The sequence below is a fragment of the Desulfacinum hydrothermale DSM 13146 genome (assembly GCF_900176285.1).
Classification (GTDB): Bacteria; Desulfobacterota; Syntrophobacteria; order Syntrophobacterales; family DSM-9756; genus Desulfacinum; species Desulfacinum hydrothermale.
On record NZ_FWXF01000001.1, the window covers coordinates 373,875 to 396,197 of the forward strand.

Here is a 22,323-nt window from a genome sequence, read left to right on the forward strand (position 1 = left end):
AGTGTGAGCTCCTCAGCCTGTTCTGTCTTTACTTTTCTTTTCGATGAAACTTGGCATGCGTCTCGGCACTTTCCTGATTTTGTGAAGCAGGTTGGTCAAAGCGGCATAACCCACTCCGGTATCGCAAAGCCATGTGTCCTCAGAAAGTGATCCATGATCGGCGAAAACCGCCTTCCATTTTTCGGGTTGTTTGGAGCCTATGGCAAAAACATAGACAGAGCTCATGCGGTGATCGTTATAGCTCAGGTAGAGGACTTCGAGGCCGTTTTTTTTAAAAAGTCTTCTTACGGCGAGAGGGGAAAAGCGCCAGTAGTCGCCATAGTTGGTATGATACGGCTGGAGAAAAGGGACACACACGATGACCACGTCCCGAGTCATCAGGCAAATGTTTTGGAACGCTTTCCGCGCATCGAAAATGTGCTCCAACGTGGTGTGATTGAAAACCACATCAAAACGGTCTAATAGATCGTGAGGAAGGTCCTGTTCCAGATCTAAAAATATCTCGTTCTCATATCCCTGAAAACCCTTGGCTTGGCTCTTCCAGTTGGTGATCCAATAAGTATTTGCTTTTACAAAGTAATCTCGGTAATGTGTACCTTCCTTGTCTTCATCTTTCCAGGCGCTTGCATTCACCACATGCCCTTCGAAAAGTGGGGCGAATTTGGCCAACTCCCTGTTCGACCAATATCGAGGAAGGCGAAATCTACGATCAATACCCAGTTTGTAGTCAAAGATCCTCAACATGTTAGGCTCCCGAATTTCTCAGAACAACATCACGGATCGTGCAGGCCCTGTTTTCCCAACTGTATGTGGCTGCATCGTTTCGCGCCGTTTGGGAAAACCGCAGGGCTAAATCAGGGTTGGCTCGCAAGGATTGGACCGCCGCCACCCAGCCTTCGGGGTCGTCGGGATCGACGCAGAGCCCGTTTCTGCCGTTTTCGATGATCTCGCGGATGGGCTTGAGGTCGCTGACGATGATCGGGCGACCTGCCGCCATGGCTTCGAACAATTTCATGGGGCTGATGGAAGCGGCGTGGGGCAGGTGCCGCTGGTAGGGCATGACCAGGATATCCGCCTCTTCCAAGTACTTGGGGATATCGCGATGAGAGACAAACGGCACCACCTGAATGGGCGAATGTCTCGGAGGGTCCTGCAGTTCGCCGACGACCGTGACCCGGCAGCAATCCAGCGTGCTCAGGCGTTCCAGGATATCCAAGCCCCGATCACGACTGATCCGGCCCACATAGACGATATGCGGGCTTTTGAGCCGTCTTGGATCGAATGGCTGGATCTTTCGGAACATCGCTGGGTCCACACCGCTGGGGCAGACATGGATCCGTGTGGGTTCCGCGCCATGTTCAATCAGCATTTGGGCGGCGGCTCGGCTGATGGAAAAGAGGTTTCGGACGACGCCTCGTCGATAGGCGGCCAGAACTGGTTCCAAGGCACCGGTTCTGTGGATGGCCGCCACATCGTGAATCTCGAGGCTGTGAGGTATCTTTCTGCGGGTCAGGGACAAGCTGATGGGCACGGACCGGGTGTAAACAGAGGCTGCGGTTTTCAAAAGCCGGCCGTAGATCCAGAAGAAAGGGGCGAAGTGGAAGGCTTTCCAATGGGATTTGAGCCACGGTGTGGCACACACATCCAGTCTCCTGAGAACTCCCAAATAGCGCAGTCTTTCTTCCAGGGATTCTTTCCCCTGCCAAGGCGGAACAAAGAGCCGCACTCCAACCCCTATTTTGTCGAGACCTTCCACTGTTTTGAGGGTTTGAATGACGTTGGCCCGCCGGCGATGAAGTCGGGCTCTGGCAACATAAACCATATCCGGTCTTGAGGTTTTCTTTGCGCCCAATCGTTTGCCTCTTTCGAATCCAGGGAGTCTCTTCCGCAACTCGACCATGACCTTTGCAGCCGGAAGGGTGGTGTCAATGATTCAAAAGCTCATTATAAACTGAAATATTCCCCCGAACCATGGCTTCAGGGGAAAAGTGTTCGCGAACAATTGCACGGCCTTGGGACCCCATCCGCTGGGCATCAAGGGGATGCTCCAAAATCCAGACAATCTTTTCGGATAATGCTTCCAGGTCTTTGGGATCCACCAGAAAGCCGTTTCGACCGTCCTGGACGATCTCGGGAATGCCACCCGCGGGCGACGCGACGATGGGAATCCCCGCAGCGGATGCCTCCAGGAGGCAGACGCCCAAGCCTTCCATGGTGGCCGGGTGGACCACCATGTCCAGGTTGGGCAGAATCCGGGGGAGATCCTCTCGGAAGCCGAAAAAGCGCATGTTTTCTGAAATGCCCAGGCGCGCTGCCAGCTCCTTGAGATCATGGATCATGGGGCCGCGGCCGAAAAGACAAAATCGCGCTTCCGGGTGGATTCGAACAACACTTTGCGCCGCTCTCAGAAGGAACACATGGCCTTTGCGGGGGATGAGCTGAGCAATGGTTCCGATGAGGCGACTGTCCTGGGGCAGACCCGCTTCCTGCAGAAAAAAGGGCTTGGAATAGGCTTCGACAGCCGGGTTGGGGATCATGCAGCTCTTAACACATCGGAGTTTACTTGCCGCAACCCCTGCCTTCTCCAGAACCTGGTATATGGCTCTGGAAATGGAGATGATGCGATCATAGAAGGCGTACTTGATCTGCGCAAGGTGCCTATTTTCCGGATTGTCCACGCGCCGGGTGACCACCGCGGGGACCGCCAACATGCAAGCGATCATCCCTCCCCACCAGTCGGCGCCGCGGCGGCTATGGACATGAATCAAATCCGGCCGGGTTTTCCGGATGATGCGATGCAATTGAACGGGGACGCGAGGGTCCACTTCCCCTTTCATCTCCAATGGTGCGACCCGGGCGAACGCGGTGGCGGCTCGAGCGATGGCACTGCCTTTGGGGCAAACCAACGTGTTCTGAAAACCGTGCTGCGCCAGACCCTCTAAAAGGATCAGAACTTGGCGAGCGCCACCATACAAGTGCCGACCCGTTTCAATGTGCACAATACGCATTGCTTGTCACCTCAGGGCCGATGAGAGGGGCGGCGGTTCGAATCACCTCCTCCACCGTGATGGACTTCATGCAGGGATAATCCGAATGGCACACGGGACTTCGCTTGCACGGGGAGCATGGAAGGCGGTGATAAATCACCCGCCCCTGGGTCCCGCCGGTGAAAAGATACGGGCACGTGGCTCCGAAAAGGGCGATGGCCGGGCGGCGTTGAACCATGGCCATGTGGGTGAGGCCCGTATCCACGCCGATCGTGAGGGAAGCCCCTGTGACGATGGCGAAACTTTCAAGCAGGCTGCTCTTTCCGCACAATATATGGATCTTACCTCGGCAGAGCTTTTGAATCCGTTGGGCCGACGGAAGATCACCCGGGCCGCCGAGCAGGACGGGCGGAAGACCAAAGTCCTCTCTCAGGGTGTCCGCCACCCGGGCCCAGCGGTCCTCGAGCCAGTGCTTCTGGGGTCTTGTGGTGAAGGGGGCCAAGACGCAGTAGGGGCCGTGAATACCTTCTTGCGCTAGGATTTTTTCAGCCTTTTCGGCCGCTTCCTTATCGATGGGAAACTTCGAATGGAGCGATGGCTCCAACCCGAGTTTGTCCAAAAGATATGTATATTCCGAGCCGATGTGTTTGGTGGAGGGACCTCGATCAATAAGATGGGTCATCAGGAACAAGTGGGGTTCCTTGGAAGTGAAGCCGATGCGATACGGTGCCCCCGAAAGCCATGCCAAAAACCGGCTTCGAAGCAGACCTTGCACATCCAACACGAGATCCGGCTCGATTTCATGGAGACGGCGTCGAAAGGCCTTGACTTGACGCAAAAAAGAGGTCCATCGCCCCTTCCTGATCGATTGGACCCATTCGTGTTTTGGCCAAATGATGATGCCGTCCAGATCCGCATGATGACGAAGAAGATCCGCCAGGGCCGGTTCCACAAGCCAGAAAATTTTCGCATGGGGAAACGCCTTCCGAAGTCGTGGGACCATGGGAGAAGCCATGACCACGTCCCCGATGGCGCTGGGGCGAAGGATCAAGATGCATCGCGGGTTGGCGATGTCGGGGAGTCTATTGTTGCCTTTGCACCGGAGCGGTCTCATCGCAGCAGCCTGTCATAAAGCGTCAGATACTGGGTCACGACGGCATCTTTGGTATAGTTTTCCTTAAATTGCCTATTGCCGCTTTCCGCCAGGAACCTTCTCAAGTCCTCATCCTCAAGAGCCTTTCTGATGGAGGAGGCCAGATGTTGCGGGTCAGCGATACGCGCCAGAATGGCCGTATCACCATCCGACGCGATCTCTGTCGGCCCGACGGTCTCCGTGGTGACCACCGCCTTGCCATGGCTCCATGCTTCCAGGATGACATTGCCCAATGGCTCATGACGTGAGGGACAGACAAAGATGTCGCCCATGGAAAAAAAGGGCCCCGGATCGTCCTGCCAACCCAGCCATCGCACCCGCGCTTCAATGCCCAGCTGATTGGCAAGGCGAAAGAGCCTTCCTTTCAATGGGCCGTCTCCCGCAATGGCGAGGAAGATGCGTTTCGACGAAATCTTTTCGGGTAGGAGAGAGAAGGCCTTCAAAAGGTCATCGAAGCCTTTCTTTTCGACGAACCTTCCGAGGCTGAAAAGAATCCAGGCCTCATCGGGGATTTTCCAACGTTTTCGCAAGTCCTTTCTCAAGGATTCCGGGATTGGGGCGGGCGTGTCCACAAAATTGGGAACATGATGGACCTTTTGGGCGGGCAGGCCGGAGGCAATGAGGTAGTCACAGATTCCCCTGGTGTTACCGATCCAGGCATGGGCGTGCGTGTAGTATCCTTGGATTTTGTAGTATCCTCCCAAACGCGCCACGTGCACAACATCCAATCCCTTGGGGATTCGTGTCAGCCTCGTGGCGCGCCCCATGTAGGTCTGCACGATGGGACAGGCCTCCCGTTCCACGAGTTTTCTCAGTTGAAGGGCGGACAGAATGTCCCACCCGTTTCTCATGGCCACGGTATGCACCGTGACGGATGAAGCAAGGTGGCGTGGCAGAGGGCTCTGCGGGCGAAGGACCGCCTGGACGGGAGCGCCTTTCTCCACCAGGCCGTTTACCAACCTGGCGAAGAAGCTCTCTGCGCCGCCCATGGCACGACTACCTATGATGTGCAGGGACGGTACCAGCTCCATGGGCATTTTCATCCTCGACGCCTGTCCCGCCATGCAGGATGACACAAAAGAGCCCGGTTCATGCCGGGCTTCTTCTAATCTGACACTATAACTTGTCCGACAATGGCCTTTCGGCTCAAGAATTCGGAAACTCCCTTTCCCTTTGTTCCCGCGGGCAAGGGCCATTGTTACCCAAGGAAATGGCGGCAACACCCGGTGGCCCATGCCACGTCCAAGGGGGATCTCCCGCAGTCTTGAAAGGCTTTGCCAGGTGAAATGGATTCATCCCCGGCGCTTTCCGGCGGGCCCCCAGGTGCCATTATGGCCGGGCCAGCTTCCAGCCTCCGTTCACCACGCGGACGATCACCAGCGAATCGGTACCTAAACCATTGTGATCCTGGGGTGTCAAGTTGTAAATGCCGCTGATGCCCACGTAGCCCTGGGTCTGTTCGATGGCGCTGCGAAGCGTGTCCCGGTCCGTACCCACCTGGCGCATGGCGTTGGCCAGCATCATGATGGCGTCCCAGGCATACCCGCTGTGGGTGTTGATGGGGTACTGGGCGTCGTAGTGGTAGGTGTCCTTGTAGAGGTGGATGAATTCCTGGATCACCGCCTTTTGGGGATCCGTGTCGGGAAGTTGGTCGGCCACCATGAGTTTGGTGGAGGGCATGAGGCTGCCTTCCGCGGCCGAGCCGGCCAGTTCCACGTACTTGGGGTCGGGCTGGCCGTGGCACTGGAAGAGGGGGATGGTCATGGCCAGCTGTTTCACGTTCTTGGCCACGCGCGCTCCGGCCGGGCCGATGGTCCAGCAGATGAGCGCCTGGGCCGGGCTGGCCTTGATCTTGACCAGCTGGGCGGTCATGTCCGTATCGCCCACCCCGAAGGCCTCTTGGGCCACGATCTGGATGCCGTACTCGGGAGCGAGGCGCTTCAGCCAGCCCAGGCCGTCACGGCCGAAACCATCGGTGGCGTGGAGAAGGGCCACCTTGGTCCAGCCCTTTTCCTTGAGGTAGCCGTAGATCTTTTTGACGGCCACGGACGTTCGCTGGGGCGTTTTGAAGGTCCAGGTGAAGGGGCCGAATTTACCGCCCGCGATCACCGGGTCTCCGCCCACGGTCATGATGGTGGGGATCTTGGCCTTTTCCGTGTAGGCCTTGACGGCCATGCCCGTACCGGTTCGGGTAGGACCGATGAGCGCCACAACCTTGTCCTTTTCCACCAGGCGCTTGGCCACCATGAGCGCTTTGGTGGGATCGCCTTCCGTATCCCCGATCACCAGTTCCAGCGGTCTTCCGTTGATGCCTCCTTCCTTGTTGATCTTGTCCACCACCATCTGAGCCACCAGCTTGGTGGGGGTTCCGATGGAGGAGGCGGGTCCCGAAAGGTCGAAGAAGGCGCCGATCTTGATGGGATCCGCCGCCCACGCGGGCCAAAAGCAAAAGATCGCGGCGATCAGGATGAGCGCCGCCGCAGCCGTCGACTTCAAAATGCTTCCGTGCTGTTTCATGGCAACCTCCCTTTTTGGGCTAAACCATCAAACGTCGACCATGGGGTCTGCGGCAGGAAGCGCCTTTCACGGCGCACCCAACCGGCCCCTACAAAAACGACCCCTGCGTAGGGCGTTCCCTCATCCATCCCCCGTGGTGCGCCCCCCCCAGCCCCCATGGTTGGGGCTGGGAAAGCAGCGGCGGCGGGCGCCCCCCTCCCATTTCCGAAGGAAGTGGCAAACCCCGAAGGCTCCATGAGTCGTTCGACCCTGGGGCCGGCGGGCGCCTATCCGTCTTCCCGGATGCGGTGGTCGAAGACGCGCTTGCTCTTTCGTTCCGTTCGCGGCAAGGACCCGTAGTCCACCACGTCCACACCGGCGCGCACCAGGATCTGGCGGCGGATCTCCGTGGCGATCCGCTCCTTGAGTTCCTGGTCCGCCTCCGGGGAGTGGCCCCGGGCCCGTTCCACTCGGATGATCATCATGTCCCGGCCGTCTTCCCGGTGGTGGAGGTGCACCTGATATTCGCTTCCCACACCGGGGATCTGGGAAAGCACATGATCGATCTGACCCGGGTAGATGTTGACGGCGCGGAAGATGAACATGTCGTCGGAGCGGCCCAGGAGGTGGTCGTGTCGCGGAAGCGGATTGCCGCAGGGGCACGGTTCGGGAAGGAGCCGCGTGAGGTCCCGGGTGCGGTAGCGGATGAGCGGGGCGGCCTCCTTTCGAAGGGTGGTGATCACCATCTCGCCCAATTCTCCCGGGGCCACCGGTTCCAGAGTCTCCGGGTTGAGAATCTCCAAGATGTAGTAGTCCGCCCAGTAGTGGATTCCCTGGTGGGCGGTGCATTCCAGGCCCGTGCCGGGTCCATAGAGTTCCGTCAGGCCGGGGATGTCGAAGATGTGTTCGGCTCCCGTGATGTCCTGGATGCGCTGTCGCATGCGCCGGCTGTGACGTTCGGCGCCGAAGATGATCTTTTTCAGGGCGATCCGGTCCCTGAGACCCCGCCGCTCGATCTCCTCGGCCATGAGCAGGGCCATGGAGGCCGTGGCGCAAAAGACCGTGGATTGCATGTCCACGAGCATCTGGCAGTGGATTTCCGTGTTGGCCGGTCCCACCGGAACGGCCATGGCTCCGAAGCGCTCGCAGCCCAGTTGGAAGCCCACCCCGGCGGTCCACAGCCCGTAGCCCACGGCGATCTGTACCCGGTCCTCGCGGCTGAGGCCCGCCATTTCGAAGCAACGGGCGAACATCATGGCCCAGTCGTCGATGTCCTTCTGGGTGTAGCAGAGCACCTTCCTCTTGCCGGTGGTGCCGGACGAGGCATGGATGCGCACGATCTTTTCAAAGGGCACGGCGCGAAGCGGGAACGGGTACCCGGCCTGGAGGTCGTCGGCGGTGGTGAAGGGCAGGCGACGCAGGTCGTCCAGTGTGCGGATCTTTGCGGGCGTCACCCCAGCGGCGTCCAGACGCTGCCTGTAGAAGGGTGAATGGTGGTAGGCATGATGCACGGTCCACTGAAGGCCCTGGAGTTGGAGGGCTTCCAGGTTTTCCAGACTGGACCGCACCGGCATGAAACTCACGCTCATGGACGGGCTCCTTTCCTGTTCACACTTTTTCTCGAAAAACGGTCTTGAGTGTCAATCCTTCCTGTGGCATTCGCTCGGGTGGGACCTCTTGCACCCGCACGCCCAGGCCCAATTCGCGGCGAAGACGGCTTCGAATCTCTTCCAGGCGGCTGGTATGCGTCCCGTCGGCCCGGCCGGAGACGATCCGGTGGGCGATGCGTACCTCCAGGGTATCTCCCAGGCCGTAGCGGGTGCCCACCACCAGGCGGTAATCGTCGATGGACGGGTCCACGGCGCGCAGGATCTTTCCCACCCGCTCGGGATAGATGGGGATCCCCCGCACGCTCACCCTGTTGTCGGTTCGTCGGATGACCGGGGACAGTCGCAGGGTGGCCTGACCGCACGGGCAGGGTCCCGCCTCTTGACGCACCACATCCCCCGTGCGGTATCGGATCAGCGGGTAGGCTTCCGCCGACAGGGTGGTCACCACCAGTTCCCCCTCTTCTCCACGTTCCACGGGAAGTCCCGTGACCGGATGGACCACCTCCAGCAGGAAGTGGTCTTCCGCCGCATGGAATCCGTCTTGAGTGGGACATTCCCCGGCGAGTCCCGGTTCCACCATTTCCGACACACCGTACAGCCCGTAGACCGGCAGTCCCAGTGTGGAGCGGATCCGCTGTCGAAGGCCTTCCGGTGTGGGATCCGGGCCCAGAATCATGAGCTTCAGGTGCAAGTCGTGGTGATTGCGGCCGGCCTCCCGGTCGGAGTCCAGGGTGTCCAGCAGATGCAGGGCGAAGGACGGGGTGGTGGCGAGCACCGTGGAACGGAAATCGCGCATGATCTGAAGCTGCAGGCGCGCGGAAACGGTGGCCGACGGTGCCAGGGTGGCCCCGATGGCCTCGGCCGCGTGATTGAAGGTGAAGGCACCGGGAAAGAGGCTGTAGTTGAAGGCCACCTGGACGATATCCCGGTCCGTGATGCCCAGCCGTCGAAAAAGGCGGGCCATGAGGGACTGCCAAAGATTTACGTCCCTGCGCGTAAAGCCCACCACGATGGGACGCCCGTCGCGGCTGGTGGCGATCTTGAGGCGCACCACGCTCTTGAGCGGAACGGCGAAAAGGCCGTAGGGGTAATGATCCGCCAGGTCCTGGCTGGTGGTGAAGGGAAACCGGCGCAAATCCGCCTCGGTTTCCACGTCTTCGGGCACCATGCCCAGGGAATCCATGCGGGCCCGGTAGAAGTCCACGTTCAGGTAGGCCCGGTTGAGGGTCATTTGGAGCCGTTCCAGCTGGATCTGGCGAATCTCCTCCCGACCTTTCACATCCCTTTCCTTTACGGCCATAGCCGTCTCCCCGTTGGAAGGAAACCATCTGGGCCGATGCCATGCGGCTGCAGGTAAGAATCTTGGCAAAAAACCAACGCCCGCAAAACGGCATCGGGTTCACAGGGCATTTGCAGGCGCTGGAGCCCCTTATTTAGGCCGGCTCACGGGCTACCTTTCCCACTTGTGCCGGTAGTCCCTGCCCAGGTAGGCCCGCTGCACCTCGTCGTGTTCGGCCAATTCCCGGGCCGTTCCGGACAGAACGATACGGCCCGTTTCCATCACGTAGCCCCGATGGCAGACGTCCAGGGCGCCCAGGGCGTTTTGTTCCACGAGCAGGATGGTGGTGCCTTGCCGGTTGAGCGCTTCCAATGTGGCATAGATCTCTTCCACAATCAAAGGGGCCAATCCCAGGGACGGTTCGTCCAGGACCAGTAGCTTGGGCCGGGTCATGAGGGCCCGGGCGATGGAAAGCATCTGCTGTTCGCCGCCGCTCAGGGTCCCCGCCTTCTGCTTCTGGCGATCCCGCAGGATGGGAAAGAGGGTCATCATCTCGTCCATGGTGTGGCGGAGTTCTCGCCGCCCGTGGATGTAGCCGCCCAGTTCCAGGTTTTCCCGCACGGTGAGGTTGGGAAAGAGCTGGCGGGCTTCCGGCACCTGGGCCAGCCCCATCCGCACGATCTCTTCGGGTTTTCTTCCCTGAAGGGGCGTTCCTCGAAAGTGGATTTCCCCCGCCGAAAGCCGGTGCATGCCGCTCAGGACTTTGAGCAGGGTGCTTTTGCCAGCCCCGTTGGCCCCCAGGAGGCACACCCGTTCGCCTGGGTCCACGTGAAGGGTCACCCGGCGGAGCACTGGAACGGTGCCATAGTGTGCGGAGACGTTCAAAACTTTGAGCACGGCGTTTCCTTATGGCTGGACGAAAATCGCCTCAGGGGTCGGACCTTAGCCACGCTGGGAGCGACCATGGCCCCGATGCGGGTCACGGCAGGGCGGCTGCCGTGGGTTGCGCCGGCGCCGTCCCCTTGTACCTTGGCAAAAGTCCCATCCCTTGCGCCTCATGACGTTTCACTGTCTTCCTGGTGATTGTCACGGCCTGATCCCGGAGCCTCTTCCCGCCATGTCTCTTCCGATCCCTTGCGCCGTCCCGTTCCCAGATAGGCTGCGATGACTTTGGGATCTTTCTGAATCTTTCGGGGGGAGCCCTGGGCGATCACCTGGCCGTGCTGCAAAACCACCACGTGATCGGCGTATTCCATCACCACGTTCATATCATGTTCCACGAGCACCATGGCCATCCCGGCCTTTCTGTGCGCGCCGATCCAGTCCATGAGACGTGCGCTTTCATTGGGATTGAGTCCCCCCACGGGCTCGTCGAGCAAAAGGAGCTTCGGCTCCAGCGCCAAGGCCCGGAGGATTTCCAGCACCTTCTGCTCGTAGAGGGACAGGGCGGCGGCGGGAACGTGGGCCTTTTCTTCCAGTGGAGTGCCCTGGAGGGCCATCCGGGCCCCTTCTCGGAGTGCTCTTTCTTCCCGGCGTTCCGCCGGCGTATGGCACAGGGCGGTCAAAAAACCCGCCCGACCGCATCGATGAAAGCCCAGAAGCAGGTTGTCCAAGACGCTCAGGTGGGAAAACATCTGGACCGTCTGGAAGGACCGGCCGATTCCCCACCGCGCCACCCGGTGTGCCGGAAGGCCCGTGATGTCCCGGTCTCCGGCCAAGATCCGCCCCTGGTGGGGGGGCACCAAGCCGGAGATGGCGTTGAGTAGGGTGGTTTTCCCTGCGCCGTTGGGCCCGATGAGGGCCACGATCTGTCCCGGCCGCACCCTGAAGGAGACGTCCTGAAGGGCCTGCAGGCCGCCGAAACGAACGCAAAGGTGCTGGACGGTCAGAGCGTCCAATGGGGCCGATGGTGTCGAATCGGCACGGGGCGGCCGTGGTCTGCCTGCTTGGCGTGCCGGATGGGAGATGTAATTCCCTGGACGAGGGGCTTTGCCACCGGTATCCGGCGGCGTCCCGCGTCGAAAAGCCGTCTTGGCCGCGGCGGCCACGGCGGGCGCCAGTCCGTGGGGAAAGAAGACCAGGGATCCCATGAGCACCAGCCCGTAGATGAGCACATGGAGGTCCTCAAAGTGGTGCAGCAGTTCGGGGAGGCTCGTGAGTAGGGCGGTTCCCACCAGTCCACCCCACAGATTTCCCATGCCGCCCACCACCACCATGGTGACCACCTGCACCGAATAGAAGATGTCGAAGGTCTTGGGGCTGATGAAGGTGACGTAGTGGGCGTAGCAAAAACCCGCAAAGGCCGCCAGGACCGCGCTGAGCACAAAGACCCCCACCTTGTAGGCGTGGGTGGGAACCCCCAGGGTGCGGGCGGTCAGTTCCTTTTCGTGGATGGCCCGAAGGGCCCGGCCGACGCGGGAATCTTCCAGGTTGAGAAAGAGGGCGAAGACCCCAAAGAAGACTGCCCAAATGAAGCCGTAGAACGCGCGGTCCGTGTCGATGGCCAGCGGGCCCACGTGAAGGGAAGGGATGCCCGGGAAACCAGAAGGGCCCCCGGTCAGTTCTTCCATTTGATTGAGGCAGATGCTCACGATGATATTGAAGCCCAAGGTGGCCATGACCAGGTAGTGCCCTTCCAGACGCAGGGTGGGCACCGCCAGCACCAGGCCCACCAAGGCCGCCACAGCCAAGCCGGCCGTCAGACCGGCCCAAAGGGGCCATCCCAGGGTTGTGGTCACGATGGCGCTGGTGTAGGCCCCCAGGCCGTAAAAGGCGGCGTGGCCGAGAGAGATCTGTCCGGCACAGCCGATGAGGAAGTTGAGACCGAGCACCACCAGGGCGTTCAGGGCCATGATGTTAAAGAGTACGAGAAAGTAGTCGTTGGGAAGCATCCGGGGCAGTAGGGCGGCGAAGACCATCAATGCCGCCAGGGGCTTCCAGTCCTTGGGGACAAAGGGCATGTGCTGGGCCATGGTATCAGAGCCTCCGGACCCGTTCGCTGCCGAAAAGACCGGCCGGACGAACGAAAAGGATGCCCAGGAGAATGAGGAAGGCAAAGGCGTCCTTGTAGGCGGATGACACGAATCCCGCGCCCAGGGATTCCAGAAGTCCCAGGAGGTATCCGCCCACCACGGCCCCCAGTGTGGAGCCGTAGCCTCCCAGGATGGCTCCCGCAAAGCCCTTGAGGCCCAGCATGAGGCCCGTACTGTAGCTCATGGTGGTCAGGGGGGTGATGAGCACTCCGGCCAGGGCGCCCACGGCACCTGCCAGGGCGAAGGCCAGGGCCACGAGCCTTCTCACGGAGATTCCCACCAGGGCGGCTCCGTAGGGGTTGTCGGCCACGGCGCGCATGGCCTTTCCCACCAGGGTGTGACGGTAGAAGAGAAAGAGGAGACAGAGCACGGCCAACGAGATGCCGATGACCCAGAGGGTCTGAGGAAGCACGGCCGCCGAAAGGACGATGAACGGTGCATCACCGCCCATGGCCGGCAGGGTGTGCACGTTTTTGCCCCAGGCCAGCATTCCGGCGCCGCGCAGGCTGATGGACGCTCCCACGGTGATCATCACCAGCACCAACACCTCCCGGTTTCGGGCATGGCGAAGCGGTCCCCCTTCCAGCGCCAGGCCCACCAGTGCGGTGAAGGCCATGGCGAGCACAAAAGCGAAAGGCAGGGGAAGACCCCAATCCTGAAAGAGGGAGACGGCCGTGAGGCCTCCCAGCATGACGAAGTCGCCCTGGGCGAAGTTGACGATACCCGTGGCGTTCTGAACCAGGCAAAACCCCAGGGCGATCAGGGCGTAGACGCTCCCGCTGGTGATGCCGGAGACCACGAATTGAGCCAGTTGCTGAATCAGTACCGAATCCATCAAGCCTTTTCCCGCCCGGCCCACCGGGCTGACACCGCCGTTTGCGGATGGCAGATGGCCGAATCAAAGGTCCTGCGTTCGGTCCGCCACTCCAGAGCAGGCCGCGTCCTGCTGATGGCGTACCCTGTACCCTGGACTAGGCATCCCCGATTGCGGCGGCCGATCCCGCCTCCAGGGCGGCCAGGTTGGCATCGCGGCGAGGTCCGCCCAGCCGCATCAGCACCTGGCGAAGATCGTCCATGGAGCAGAAAAGAACTCCGGACGCAGCGGCAAATCCCAGCAGCACCAGGTTGGCGGCCAGGAGGTTTCCCAGTTTCCGTGCGATTCCGGTGGCGTCCACATCCCCGGGCCCGGTCGGGGAGATTCGGTTGCACACCAACGCACCGTCCGGGCTCAAGAAATGTCCGTGGGCTCGGACCCCTTCTTCGTGCAACGCCAGCAGCACATGAGCGTGTCCGGGGCGGATGAGCGGGCTCACCTGCCAAGCGGGGTCCATCGCAACGTCCCCTTGGTCCTTTTCCCCTTGCCGGTCCATCACCTTCACGTGACTGATGACGTTTCCACCTCGTTGGGCCATGCCGTGGGTTTCCGACATGAGCACCGAAAGGCCCCGTGCCAGAGCCGCTTCGCCCAGGATTTTACTGACAAAGAGAACACCCTGACCTCCCAGGCCGCTGATGACGATCTGCTGTTTCATGAGTCCTTCCACTCCCTGCTCTGCTACGGTTGAGGTGCCATCTCGATGGCGCTGTGGGGGCAAACATGGATACAGACGCCGCAACCGGTGCACAGCGCATCGTCCACCGTGACCGCTTCTTCTTTTCCGTGAAAGACCAGAGCCGGACATTCAAAGTGCGTGATGCAAAAGCCGCATCCCTGGCATTTGTCGTTGATGCGCGGCGCGGGCCGGCGGGCCGGTTGGGCCTGTTTGCGGTCCATGAGGCACGGGCGGCGGGCGATGACCACGGCCATACCTCCGTTTTCCGGATCCCGGGTGTGTTCCCTGGCTGCCTTGAGCAGATCGGTGAAGGCCTGGAAGTCGTAAGGATCGCCCACACTCACATGCCGCACGCCGCAGGCGCGGGCCAGGTCCTCGATGCGCACCCTGGGGACGGTGCGCCCGTCCAGGGACCTTCCCTCGGCGGGGGTGGGCTGGTGGCCGGTCATGGCGGTGGTGGTGTTGTCCAGAACCACCACCACGAACCGACATCCCTGGATGACGGCGTTGATGAGCGCCGGGATGCCGGCGTGGTAGAAAGTGGAATCGCCGATGGTGGCCACGATGGGCCGGCTGTTCTGACCGGAGTCTCGAAAGGCGTGGTAGAACCCTGCGGCCTGGCTGATGGAGGCGCCCATGCACAGCACGGTGTCCACAGCCCCCAGATTGAGCCCCAGGGTGTAGCAGCCGATGTCTCCCGGATAGATGCCGCGCGGAAAGACCTTGCGGATGGCGAAGAAGGCGGCGCGGTGAGCGCATCCGGGGCATAGGGTGGGGCGGCGCCCGGGGGCGTTGGCCCCTTGGGAAGCTTCGGCTTGGGGCAGACCCGCGAAGGCGCGCACGATGCGTTCCACCGTTTCCGGGAGTAGCTCACCTTCCCGGGGCACATGCCCGGAAAGGCGTCCCAGCACCTTGGCGCGGTCCCGGAATTGGGCCTCCATCACCGGCTGTGTTTCTTCCAGGACCAGGATCCGGGGGGCGTTGTCCAGCAAGCCGGTCAGGAAATCCTCGGAAAGGGGAAACGGCATGGGGGCGTCATAGAGCGGGATGCTCTGCCACAGGCCCAGGTCTTTGAGGACTTCCGCCGTATGGGCGCAGACCGCTCCGGACGCCACAATCACCCCGCCTCCCTTTTCCGCCGATGCGCCGGGATTGAGCTGCACGGGCTGCAGTCGGGGATCCCGGCCGATGGCGTCCAGCTTCTCGTTGAGTTTTTTGTGGAGCAGAAACCGGAACTTGGGCGTGGCGGCCCATCGGGCGGGATCCTTTTCGAATTGGGCAAGGGGCGCGTCCTGGCGGAAGGGACGAAGGGGCATGTCCTGGCGCGCATGGCACACCCGGGTGGTGGGCCGGAAGAGCACGGGGATTTGGTAATCTTCCGAAAGGTCGAAGGCCGTTAAGAGAAGATCCCTGGCGTGGGCGGGACTCATGGGATCCAGAACGGGCACCTTGGCGAACATGGCGAATTGGCGCGTGTCCTGTTCCGTCTGCGAGCTGTGAGGGCCGGGGTCGTCGGCCACGATCACCACCAGTCCGCCCGTGACGCCCGTGTAGGCGGCGCTCATGAAGGGATCCGCCGCCACATTGAGTCCCACCTGTTTCATGGCCGCGGCGGACCGCCTTCCGGCGTAGCTGCTGGCCAGTGCCGTTTCCAGCGCCACCTTTTCGTTGATGGACCATTCCACGTGCATGGCGATGGTGCCGGATCGTTTGAAAGCGGCCAGGGTTCCCACGATTTCCGAAGCCGGCGTACCGGGGTAAGAGGCCGCCAGGGTGCAACCGGCCTCCAGAAGGCCGTGGGCCATGGCTTCGTTGCCCAGAAGAATCTTTCTTTCCGTCAATCCTTTCTCCTCTTCGCCAAAGTCCGTACGTTAACCCTTGCTGTCCCAAACGCCCTGAGGGCGGAACCCTCCTTCTGGAGGGCTCTCCTCAAGAGGAGCGGCCGTGGGCTCCATTTTCATCACCGGCCGGCTCCTGCCCAATGGGTCGGCCGTGATGGGAGTGTCCAAGCCGGCCATGAAAAAAGGCCGTGGGGGTGAAGCCGCCCACGGCCTTCGATTTTGCCTTCACATGATATCAGCGGTGGACGGACATCCCCTGCGGTGAACGCCGCCACCCAAACCATCGACCGGGATTTTCGAGAATCTGTTTTCCTGACATGGCCTATCCGAACGCAAAGACCTTTCCAAAGCGGTCCGTTTGTAGCAAAACCGGCATGGATCGGTCAAGCGCTTCGGCCGTCGTGGGAAGCGGTCGGCGGGAGATGAGGCGCTGGACCGGGTGGGCGATCCATTTGGCGACGGGCCTTGAAAATCCCAAAAGATGTCGCATGCTTTTCGGGAAGGACCACGAAAAAGGAGATGAAAGCATGGACCAGGCGGTACGAAGGAAACTGGTGGAGCGGGTGGAACGGGAGCCCTACGCTCAGCATCTGGGGCTTCGGCTCCTCCGGGTGGATGACGGCTATGCGCTCGTGGAGATGGATTTCGATGAGACGAAGCAGAACATCTTCGGAATGGCCCATGGGGGCGCCATCTTCTCGCTCATCGATGAAGCCTTCGAAGTGGCGTCCAATTCCCACGGGATCATGGCCGTGGCCCTCAACATGAACGTGACCTACATGGCTCCCCCCCGCCCGGGCGACCTCCTGCGGGCGGAAGCAAGCGAAGTCCATCGCACGGCCCGCACCGCCAGCTACCAGATCCGGGTGACGGGATCCGACGGCACCCAGCTCGCCCTCTGCCAGGCCTTGGTCTACCGCAAGAAGGACCGGGCGATCTTGGAGATGTGATCGCCGATGGCCAGGGAAGACGTGGCGGCGGGGGAGGGGGCGTTGAGCACGTGAATGGCCCCCGGGGACCGGACGATGGCGAAGTCGTCCAGAAGTGATCCATTTCGGTCCAGAGCCTGGGCTCTCACCCCGGCTCCCCCCGGAGCCAGATCTTGTTCGGCGATGTCCGCAATGAGTCTTCGCAGGGCCTGGGCAAAGAGCGTCTTGGAGTGGGATCGGGCCAATTCCTCCAGGCCCGGGCGCCAATAGCGCAAGGCCAGCCGGAGGAACCCCGGATAGCGAATCGTTTCCCACAGCTCTTCCGGCTTTACGGTCTTTTTGCTGTAGCCTTCTCGGGCCCAGGCCAGAACGGCGTTGGGGCCCGCTTCCACCCCTCCGTGGATCATGCGTGTGAAGTGGACCCCGAGAAAAGGGAACCTGGGATCCGGCACGGGGTAGATGAGATTGCGCACCAAGTGCCGGGCGGGACCACGAAGCGTGTAGTATTCGCCCCGAAAGGGTGCGATCTGGATGCCGGGGTCGATGCCGGTGGCTCGGGCCACGCGATCGGCATAAAGGCCCGCGCAGTTCACCGCCCCTTTGGCCGTCCATGGACCTTGGGAAGTGTGAATCTCCACCCTCTGCGCTTCCCCCCGCCGGGGCAGGAGCCGCAGTACCCGGGTTTCATATTGGATGCGGCCTCCCCGCGCTTCGATCCATCGGGCGTAGCCTTGCGCCACCCGGCGGAAATCCACGATGCCCGTGGTGGGAACCCACAGGGCCCGGGTACATCGAACGTGAGGCTCGATGGCGCGCACCTCGCGGGGGGTGAGCACGGCCATGCCCGGCACCCCGTTGGCTTGGCCCCTCCGGTGGAGCGCTTCCAGGCGCTTCGCCTGGGCGCCGTCCACGGCCGCCACCACCTTGCCGCAGATTTCGAACGGGATGCCGTGTTCCCGGCAGAAAGCGAGCAGGAGACGGGATCCTTCCAGGCAAAGGCGGGCCTTGAGCGATCCCGGGCGGTAATAGATCCCGGAGTGGATCACGCCGCTGTTGTGTCCGGTCTGGTGATGACCGGGACCGGCTTCCTTTTCCAGCACGATAAGCCGTGTGGAAGGGGATGCCTTGAGGATCTGAAGCGCCGTGGCCAGACCCACGATGCCTGCTCCGATGATCACCACATCCGCCTGGTTTTCTTTCTTCGGTGCCATGGCCGGATCCTCCGGGCTGTGTCGTCGACCGCAAGCCGTTGTCCCTGTCTATCCGCCTCTTTTCGAGGGATGGAGAGCATGTTTCTGTTCCCGCCGGCTTTCCGGCCCCTCATCGCCCGTCGTCTGTTGCCATGGCTCGCCCCTCATGCTTGGGGGTCCAGGCACGGGTTGAAGTAGCCGAATTGCAAGTGAGGGAACCGTTCCCGTAGGAGCTGCATCAGTTTTCGTATGCCCTGGGGCTTTCCGGAAGGTTTGTACCCGATGGCGGCCAGAATCCATTGGGGATCCGCATTGAAGTTTCGCATCTGGATAAAATCCAGTCCGGTGGTTTCCACAAGGCGGCACAGGGCTTTCACTTCTTGGGGGTCGTCCGTGAAGCCCGGAAGGACGAAGTAGTTGATGGAAACGAAGCCTCCAGCCGCCTTCATGGCCTGGATGGAGCGGATCACATCGTCGAAGCTGTAGCCCTTGGGGCGATAGTAGGCGTGGTAGTATTCGGGCCGGGCGGAGTTGAGGCTCACGCGGATGCTGTCGCATCCGGCCTGGGCCAGCCTCCGTATCACCTCGGGCAGGCTTCCGTTGGTGTTGCAGTTGATGGTCCCGCGGCTCGTTTCCCGGCGCATGATCCGTACCGCCTCTTCCAGGGTGGGGCCCTGCAGCAGGGGTTCGCCTTCGCAGCCCTGACCGAAGCTCACCACCGCCCGTGGGGCGTGCATCAGATGGGGCACGGCCACCCCGGCAATCTCGGCCGGGCTGGGCACAAAGGTGATGCGATCCTGGGTGGCGCACAGATCCTCGCGTTCCTGAAGGCTGATGCAGCCCAGGCAACGGGCGTTGCACACGGGGGACGTGGGAAGTGGGGCTTCCCAGCGGTTCATGAAGAGATTGCGAGCCGCCGCGCACCCGTAGGTGAGGGCGCATTTTCCCAGGTGCTGGATCAGGCGGTTGTCGGATTCTTGGCGCATGCGCCGCCGGGCGTTTTGCGCAATCTTTTCCGGATCGAAGTTGGAAAAATCCTGCCGGGGGTCCGGATCCACGCGGACGGCCGTGGTGAAAAAACGCCCGGCGTGCCAGCCCACGGCGGTGTAGGCGAACAGGGGCAGCAACGGGGCGTTGGGTTGAGCCTTGTAGGCCGCCGTATAGATTTGGGTGTGGGCAGGGGACACGAAGGCCGCCATCGCCTCCACCGTCTTGGATGGAGCGTAGGGGTCGCGGGTGAGGACCTGGAAGCGCCGTTTTCTCCGGTCATAGCCCACGGGGTAGCGGCCGGGGAGCCGGAAGAGTTCGCTTCCTTCCGGGAGGGGGATCAGATCGGCCGGGGCCGGTCGTTTCCAGCGTCCGGCCTGGGATCCCACCATCTCCAGATAGGGATGATCCAGGATGTCTCCGTTTTCGTTGGCGTAAAGCAGGGCGGGCCGTGGGTTCGTCATGGGGCGATGGCAACCTTTGGAAGCGTTCAGATGAGATCCGAAAGATGGCGGCAGGCTCGGGGCTGGTTCTGCCGTACGATTTCCAGAAAGGCATCCAGAAATTCGAAGGCGAAAGATGTCATCCGTTGATGGTGGATCATGATCCCCACGGGATCCTTGCGGGTCAAGGCGGCGGAGAGTTCCCTGAGGAGCTTGTCAAAATCCTCCTCCGGATCCGGGCCTTTACGGGTGTGCAGGTCCACGAAAATCCGCAGGTTGATCAATCCCTTGGCCGCCTTGGAGTTGCGCGGCAACGGTTCGGTCGTGGAAATGGCCTTGAATCCCAGCTGTTCCAGGACCATCAGGGTGGCCTCACTGAATCGGTTCCACGGGGGGGTGAACACAGGCAGGGTCCGCTCTCCGAAAATCTCCTTCATCTTGTGGCTTCCCTGCCAAATGTCCTTCCATTGTTTGTCCAGAGGGCGCTGTTCTCCGAATTCGGATTTCTTGCCCGTCTTTTGCCAGTTCACATGGCGCCAGCCATGTTGATGCCATCCCCAAAGATCCTCTTCCAGAGGCGCCGACTGGAAAAGTTGCTCCACCCGGGACTGGCTGAGCCATGCGGGCACCACGGCCAAGGCCAAGGGAACGCCGTGTTTTCTGAATAGATCGCACAGAGCGCGAAAAGCACGACCGCCCGCTCCGATGTCGTCGGCTCGGAAGAAGAGGGCAGGTGTCTGGCCGCTGCCGGAGAAGCGGCAGGCGGCTTCCAGCCGTGTTCTCCACTCCTCGGGTGGCTTGCGCCACAGGGGCGAACAGGTTCTTGGACGAAACGTACCGGCCCTCGAGGTTTGGATCTTCACGGAATGCAGCTCCTTTGGGAATTGCGCCCCTCTGATCTTGGGTGGATGGGATCTTGCCCTCCCGGCCCAGGCGGCTCGTGCACTGTGGTCCGGGGTGCCCTTCACATATCACGCACGGCGGATCACGGGCTCCAACGTACTGGATCTCCTTCCATGGCGCGGATCATGGATCGGGGAGTCCGCCCGAAAACGGCCATCCGGTCTTTTGTGGCTTTCTGACCAGTTGAAATTTCACCGGTCCCGTGGTGCCGTTTGAATTCTCAGACATCTTCATGGGGGCGGGCTCAGAACCCGTCCCTACTCCTGAAACGCCAGGCCGACAGCGCGGGCCTGCTGCCAGTCCCCAACCTTCCGTCCACACAAGAAGGGTGCAACCCGGGCGTTCTCGAACCGCCTCCTAGTGATTGACAGGATCCCTCCGGAAGGATAGGCATCCCTTTGGTTACCTGAGGCGATCGGAAAAGACAACGGCTTTCTGAACATCTGTAATCCATGGGGAAACGGACATGACTCCTGCCGGTGGGCCAAGTTCCCGACCTAAGGCCTTGGAACGAAGGATCCGGGCCCACATTCGATCTCAAGTGCATCGTTTCGCCGCGACGACTCCAAAGGAATTGATCGGCAGTTGTCGCCGGGAACTTAAGACAATGGGGGCACAGGTGGTGGAAATTTCGGAGGCCGGCGTGGAATTCGAAGGCAAGCTGGAGCTTTGCTACCGGGCCAACTTGTGGCTTCGGACGGCGGGACGCGTTCTGTGTCGTCTGCCGGGCTTTCGCGCCGGTTCCCGGGAAGAACTCTTCGCCAGGGCGTGCAAGATCCCTTGGGAGCTGTGGCTTCCGCGGGATCTTGCCCTGGGGGTCCAGGCCTATGTGGTCCGATCCCGACTCCGCCACACGCAACGGGCCGCCCAGGCGGTGAGGGATGCCATCAGGCGGAGGCTGGAGGCCATGGGCCTGGAGGCGCGCTTCGCTCAGGAGGCCCCATCGGCGGATTCGCCTTTGGACAGTGCTAAGCCTGCGGCCAAAGAGTGGGTTCAAAGGATTTTTGTTCGGATTGAAGACAACCGTTGCGTCATCAGTCTGGACACCACGGGACCTCACCTGCATCAACGGGGCTATCGGATTCGTCATACCGGCGCGCCCTTGCGCGAGACCCTGGCGGCGGCCATCCTTCAGCGGGCGGGCTGGGACGGACGGCGACCGCTGGTGGACGGCATGTGCGGTTCCGGGACCCTGGCCATCGAAGCGGCCTGGATGGGGCGGGGGGTGGCGCCGGGTCGCAACCGGGGTTTTCTCTTTGAAAGGTGGCCGTCCTTTCAGCAAAAGACGTGGAACTACCTGCTGAAAAAGGCGGACGAAGCCGTCGATCGATCCTTGGAGATGCACATCGTGGGAATCGATCGCCATGGCGAAGCCTTGCGTACCGCGGCCGACAACGCGCGCCGGGCCCAGGCGGACGGGGACATCCGTTGGGTGAAGAGGCCCTTTGAAAGTTTTCGCCCTGAGGATTACGGCTTGTCCGGCGGCCTGGTGGTTCTCAACCCGCCCTACGGTGTGCGCCTTTCCGGTGGGGACATGGAAATGTACCGGCGGATCCTCCATCACCTGGCTGCATGTTTTGGCGGCTGGGATGCGGCGGTGATCGCCCCCGTGCGGGAATTCCTCTCGGAGAGCGGGGTGCGACCGGACCGGGTCTGGAAGGTGCGCCACGGGGGATTGACCGTCCATGTGGGATTCTATCGACTTGCCCCGCACGGGAGACCGTAACAACGGAGGGGTGAGGATGGACGGGTCAGGAAGTGGCGGAAATGGTGAGAGCTTACCGCTTTTCCGGTTTGGTTGGGGCTGCCATGGCCCTTTTTGGCAGGGCGGAAGCCCCGCGAGTTGGAAGGAAGGGATGCGCCCGGGCAAAGCAGGACTTGTGGGACCCGAAAGCCTTGACTCTGATTCTCCGGGCCTGG

Annotated in this window: 18 protein-coding genes; 2 read left to right on the top strand and 16 right to left on the bottom strand. The window is 61.5% G+C overall.

The window, feature by feature from the left end:
• Positions 1–12: 12 nt before the first annotated feature.
• The 13 genes from B9A12_RS01805 to B9A12_RS01865 form a co-directional block, all read right to left on the bottom strand.
• Positions 13–744: a class I SAM-dependent methyltransferase gene (locus B9A12_RS01805; protein WP_084055822.1), complete on the bottom strand. Its 732-nt coding sequence runs from the start codon at positions 742–744 to the stop codon at positions 13–15.
• Between the two features lies 1 nt (position 745).
• Positions 746–1,642, bottom strand: a complete 897-nt coding sequence (locus tag B9A12_RS01810) for a glycosyltransferase family 4 protein (protein WP_170920266.1) — start codon at positions 1,640–1,642, stop codon at positions 746–748.
• Positions 1,643–1,925: 283 nt separating this feature from the next.
• Positions 1,926–3,008 carry a glycosyltransferase family 4 protein gene (locus tag B9A12_RS01815; protein WP_084055824.1) on the bottom strand — a complete coding sequence of 361 codons (1,083 nt, stop codon included), beginning with the start codon at positions 3,006–3,008 and terminating at the stop codon, positions 1,926–1,928.
• On the bottom strand, positions 2,989–4,101 hold the full coding sequence (locus tag B9A12_RS01820) for a glycosyltransferase family 9 protein (protein WP_084055825.1): 1,113 nt from the start codon (positions 4,099–4,101) through the stop codon (positions 2,989–2,991). The genes B9A12_RS01815 and B9A12_RS01820 overlap by 20 nt, the downstream gene beginning before the upstream one ends.
• Positions 4,098–5,171 carry a glycosyltransferase gene (locus tag B9A12_RS01825; RefSeq protein WP_170920267.1) on the bottom strand — a complete coding sequence of 358 codons (1,074 nt, stop codon included), beginning with the start codon at positions 5,169–5,171 and terminating at the stop codon, positions 4,098–4,100. The genes B9A12_RS01820 and B9A12_RS01825 overlap by 4 nt, the downstream gene beginning before the upstream one ends.
• Before the next feature lie 298 nt (positions 5,172–5,469).
• Positions 5,470–6,657 (bottom strand): ABC transporter substrate-binding protein, encoded by a 1,188-nt coding sequence (locus tag B9A12_RS01830; protein ID WP_084055827.1) that lies wholly within the window; start codon positions 6,655–6,657, stop codon positions 5,470–5,472.
• A 266-nt stretch (positions 6,658–6,923) separates the two neighbouring features.
• On the bottom strand, positions 6,924–8,225 hold the full coding sequence (locus tag B9A12_RS01835) for a phenylacetate--CoA ligase family protein (RefSeq protein WP_084055828.1): 1,302 nt from the start codon (positions 8,223–8,225) through the stop codon (positions 6,924–6,926).
• A gap of 19 nt (positions 8,226–8,244) precedes the next feature.
• The gene (locus B9A12_RS01840; protein ID WP_084055829.1) at positions 8,245–9,546 is read right to left on the bottom strand and encodes a phenylacetate--CoA ligase family protein; all 1,302 of its coding nucleotides are present in this window, start codon (positions 9,544–9,546) and stop codon (positions 8,245–8,247) included.
• Between the two features lie 150 nt (positions 9,547–9,696).
• Positions 9,697–10,422 carry an ABC transporter ATP-binding protein gene (locus B9A12_RS01845; protein ID WP_084055830.1) on the bottom strand — a complete coding sequence of 242 codons (726 nt, stop codon included), beginning with the start codon at positions 10,420–10,422 and terminating at the stop codon, positions 9,697–9,699.
• 158 nt (positions 10,423–10,580) lie between these two features.
• Complete coding sequence (locus B9A12_RS01850; RefSeq protein ID WP_084055831.1) at positions 10,581–12,497, bottom strand: branched-chain amino acid ABC transporter ATP-binding protein/permease; 1,917 nt, start codon at positions 12,495–12,497, stop codon at positions 10,581–10,583.
• Positions 12,498–12,501: 4 nt separating this feature from the next.
• Entirely contained in the window at positions 12,502–13,392 is an 891-nt protein-coding gene (locus B9A12_RS01855; protein ID WP_084055832.1) for a branched-chain amino acid ABC transporter permease, read from the bottom strand.
• A 136-nt stretch (positions 13,393–13,528) separates the two neighbouring features.
• Entirely contained in the window at positions 13,529–14,089 is a 561-nt protein-coding gene (locus B9A12_RS01860; protein WP_084055833.1) for a 2-oxoacid:acceptor oxidoreductase family protein, read from the bottom strand.
• 23 nt (positions 14,090–14,112) lie between these two features.
• A complete protein-coding gene (locus tag B9A12_RS01865) occupies positions 14,113–15,951 on the bottom strand; it encodes a thiamine pyrophosphate-dependent enzyme (protein WP_084055834.1) in 1,839 nt (612 codons plus the stop codon).
• Between the two features lie 527 nt (positions 15,952–16,478).
• Between B9A12_RS01865 and B9A12_RS01870 the strand changes: the two genes are divergently transcribed.
• Positions 16,479–16,901, top strand: a complete 423-nt coding sequence (locus B9A12_RS01870) for a PaaI family thioesterase (protein WP_212636791.1) — start codon at positions 16,479–16,481, stop codon at positions 16,899–16,901.
• On the opposite strand, the gene lhgO is transcribed toward B9A12_RS01870, so the two are convergent.
• The 3 genes from lhgO to B9A12_RS01885 form a co-directional block, all read right to left on the bottom strand.
• Complete coding sequence (gene lhgO / locus B9A12_RS01875) at positions 16,865–18,091, bottom strand: L-2-hydroxyglutarate oxidase (protein ID WP_084055836.1); 1,227 nt, start codon at positions 18,089–18,091, stop codon at positions 16,865–16,867. The genes B9A12_RS01870 and lhgO overlap by 37 nt on opposite strands.
• 143 nt (positions 18,092–18,234) lie before the next feature.
• Positions 18,235–19,521 (bottom strand): radical SAM family protein, encoded by a 1,287-nt coding sequence (locus B9A12_RS01880; RefSeq protein ID WP_084055837.1) that lies wholly within the window; start codon positions 19,519–19,521, stop codon positions 18,235–18,237.
• Positions 19,522–19,547: 26 nt separating this feature from the next.
• The gene (locus tag B9A12_RS01885; RefSeq protein WP_170920268.1) at positions 19,548–20,363 is read right to left on the bottom strand and encodes a polysaccharide deacetylase family protein; all 816 of its coding nucleotides are present in this window, start codon (positions 20,361–20,363) and stop codon (positions 19,548–19,550) included.
• 506 nt (positions 20,364–20,869) lie between these two features.
• Here B9A12_RS01885 and B9A12_RS01895 point away from each other — a divergent pair.
• Positions 20,870–22,129, top strand: a complete 1,260-nt coding sequence (locus tag B9A12_RS01895) for a THUMP domain-containing class I SAM-dependent RNA methyltransferase (protein ID WP_084055840.1) — start codon at positions 20,870–20,872, stop codon at positions 22,127–22,129.
• Positions 22,130–22,323: the final 194 nt, after the last annotated feature.